Source organism: Rummeliibacillus sp. POC4 (genome assembly GCF_003576525.1).
In the GTDB taxonomy this organism is placed as follows: domain Bacteria; phylum Bacillota; class Bacilli; order Bacillales_A; family Planococcaceae; genus Rummeliibacillus.
This window is the reverse complement of record NZ_QWUA01000038.1, coordinates 1-3,187: the sequence shown is the minus strand read 5'-3', so window position 1 is coordinate 3,187 and position 3,187 is coordinate 1. Positions and strand designations below refer to the sequence as shown.

The window sequence follows — 3,187 nt, the reverse complement described above, 5'->3', positions numbered from 1 at the left end:
GTGTCGTACATTTTTTTGATTACTTCTGGATAACCTTCCCTTTGAAAATTAGCAAACGTCATTTTTTGAAATTCCGGTGTGATCTCGGACGACTTTAGTAGTCTATTGATCTTTTTTTGCTTTATACATGAGCATTCCACCCAAACTTGCTCTTTTCTAACAATACGGCCATCGCCAAACACATCAGCATCTCGCCATTCAATTGTTCCGCCTTGATCTTTGCATTTGGGGCATTTATACTCAGTCGCTGCAGTAGTCTCCGAAGATGGTAGGACGGTTATTCTCGCTTTGAGAGCTTCCATGACTTCCTCGATTGTTTTGGCCATTTTGTTCACCTCGTTTGTTAGATTCATAGATTTCAGCTTGTTGACGAGTAGTGACTAAGTTCTCTTTCCATTTCGTCAATATAGATGTTGCATATTTAATTGGATTAGTAACTTTAGGATTTGAGGCTGTAATTTCTAAAGCAAATAAAACTAAATCTGCTGTGAAATCATCCACCAACCCTCCAAGTTTTTCTCCAGTCATTGGTCTTACGATTGATATATTTTTTTCGTAGAAATCTATTACTTTAGCAAAACCATGATCTATGGTTGGTTGGTTAGTATTTAATTCATTAGTACTTAGTGAATCAGTAATTGGTTTATTAGTACTTAGTAGTGTCGGATTTTCCATCGATGGTTTTTCCATGTATGGTTTATCCATCAATGGATTTTCCATATGTGGTAAATCCATATATGGTTGAGGAATCTCATAAACAACTGTCACCCAATCGAAAGTACCATCATCATTACGTCGTTTCTCTTTTTTGATGTACCCAAGTTTCTTTAATTCTTTAAGGCCTGATAAGAATGCATCTTTCCCATCCTTAGCCCACTTGACCATTTCTTCGTTGTAAAAAACCCAATCGTCTGGTCTTGAAAGCATAAAAACATGTATTGCCTTCGCTTTCCATGACAAACGTTGATCTTGAATAGAAGTGTTATTAATAGTTGTATAGTTTTTATTCTTTTCTACACGAACTATGTTTTTATTATTATTTGCCATGATGTACCTCCTTAAAAATGCTTTCCTATAACAAGAAATTCATTAGGTGTGCATTTAAAAAAATTGCATAGGATTCTAAGTGTTTTTGTGCTAAATTCAGATTTTTCATGATAAATCTTTGTTAGAGTATTTCGTGAAATTCCTGTTTTCTCTGAGAGTTCTGTAATACTTAAGAACTGTTCTGCCATCAAGATACGCAAGTTATTATTCAAAAAATCACATCCTTTATCACGGGATATAAATCATCTTCCCTGTTAGCTTTGCGACTTCATTTCTTATAAGTTGTTCATCACTGTTGTTATCTGATAAATGGAGCAACCATATTTCTTGGACATTTGATAAATCATTAGCTTTTAAAAACTCGAGTAAGTTTTCCAAACTGAAATGTGACTTCATTACTCGATTTTTCAAGAAAACTGGTATTCTACCACTCTCAACATTTTCATCTAGTACAGATTGGCAATAATTACACTCAATCATTAGATGTGTGAGACCGTTAAACTTGTATTTGATGTAATAAGTATCAGTAGCGAATAGTAGCTTTTCGCCTTCCTGATTCTGTAGCAAAAAGCCAAATGGTTCATTTACATCATGCTGCACATCAAATGGAAGTATGGTCCATGTTCCAATCTGGAATGGTTGCTTGTTTTGAATAGCTTTTATCCTATGGTGTTCAATGCCTGTACCGTCTTTTGTGCCATGAGACATATAAACGTTTATACCTGCCTTTAGAACGCTCTGTAGACCTTTGCAATGGTCTAAATGTTCATGTGATACTAAACAGCCTTGTATGTCGCTTGTTTCGAAATTAAGAGACTTTTGGATGTTTTTGAATGATATTCCGCATTCAATCAGTAGCTTGGTAACGCCGTCTGTGACAACGTATGCGTTACCTTTACTACCAGTTGCTAGAGTATTAATCTCAATCATTAGAACCCTGGTCCTTCTTGCATATTTGCAGGAGGTTCACCAAAGATATCTTGTTGTTCAGTAAATTCGGCTTCAATTGGCTCTGGTTCTCGTTTAGTTTCTGTTTTAACATTTGTTGTTGGAATATCAATGATTTCTCGATTTGCATGTTGCTTAATCTCTTGTTGCACTTGTTGTTCAGGATTGACATCTTTTTTATTTAGATCTGCATCATCTTCCGTATACATCGCACCCAAGTTTTCTGGGAATGCTTCACGTAAAGCATTCACAATAGCTGATTTACGAATCATATTGAGAGGCATTTGCTTCCAAGTTGCTTGCCCCTTACCAAACTCATCAAGGCTAATTTTTGATACAATTGGCATTTCACGGTCTTTACGATAAACTTTGCACCATCCACCAATAAGTTTGTCTTTTTCAAGCTTCACAGCACCTTCGATTTCTACTAAATCACCGTTTCGTTCAACGATAATACCAGCTTCAAATCCTTTGTAATTTGGATTTGATTCTGCTCGTTTCATGAAAGCTTCTTTCGATACAATGATTTGAGATGGTTGTGAACCAAACTTGATTAAGTAAGCTTCATTTAAGAATGGATTTAACTTTTGAAACTTACATAAGTTGATGAACATCACAACTTCTTGTTCTGATACTGCACCATTACCTCTTACAAGGTATTCACGAACGGTGTTACCGGATAATTTCACCGGTTCACCATTTACTTCAAACTCAACTGCTTTAGTCATTAATTGATTTTCTGACATATTAGATAGCCTCCTTTAATTCGTTTCCTGGTACTTCAACACGTAACTGCTTGTCTTTTTCACTAACAACTAGACTGATAATTTGTGATTCACTATCGATTAGTTGCGTTACTGCCTCTGCGTTATCTACAAAGATAGGTGCTCTCATGCCATAGTGTTCAGATAGTGTATTGATGATGTCGATACCAACATTAATCTTCGCTGCATTGTTTAAACCTGAACTATATGGAACCCCTTCGAATAACGTTTCACAGCATTCTTCCAAGCCACCATTGACTTGCTCTTTGAATAATTTGAATCGAGCATATTTGAATTTGCTGTTGATTTTTTCTTCGAGCAATCGAACTTTTTCACGAATAAATTCTTCAGTTAAGAACAAATGATGTTCAAGAGTTTGGTACTCTTTTGCTAAGAAACTTTCACGTTCTTCGAGCTGTTTAATACGT

At 35.7% G+C, this 3,187-nt stretch carries 4 protein-coding genes and 2 pseudogenes; all 6 read right to left on the bottom strand.

The genetic code is table 11. The features are described from left to right. A pseudogene (locus D1606_RS19100) lies at positions 1-182 on the bottom strand (ATP-binding protein); the annotation flags it as partial. Positions 183-240: 58 nt separating this feature from the next. Then, positions 241-1,047, bottom strand: a complete 807-nt coding sequence (locus D1606_RS11800; RefSeq protein ID WP_119416215.1) for a DnaD domain-containing protein — start codon at positions 1,045-1,047, stop codon at positions 241-243. Positions 1,048-1,058: 11 nt separating this feature from the next. Then, a complete protein-coding gene (locus tag D1606_RS11795) occupies positions 1,059-1,238 on the bottom strand; it encodes a helix-turn-helix domain-containing protein (protein WP_255416315.1) in 180 nt (59 codons plus the stop codon). A gap of 37 nt (positions 1,239-1,275) precedes the next feature. Continuing rightward, on the bottom strand, positions 1,276-1,977 hold the full coding sequence (locus D1606_RS11790) for an MBL fold metallo-hydrolase (protein ID WP_119416213.1): 702 nt from the start codon (positions 1,975-1,977) through the stop codon (positions 1,276-1,278). Next, the gene (bet, locus tag D1606_RS11785; RefSeq protein WP_119416212.1) at positions 1,977-2,741 is read right to left on the bottom strand and encodes a phage recombination protein Bet; all 765 of its coding nucleotides are present in this window, start codon (positions 2,739-2,741) and stop codon (positions 1,977-1,979) included. Before bet ends, D1606_RS11790 begins: the two co-directional genes overlap by 1 nt. Before the next feature lies 1 nt (position 2,742). After that, positions 2,743-3,187: pseudogene (locus D1606_RS11780) on the bottom strand (hypothetical protein); the annotation flags it as partial.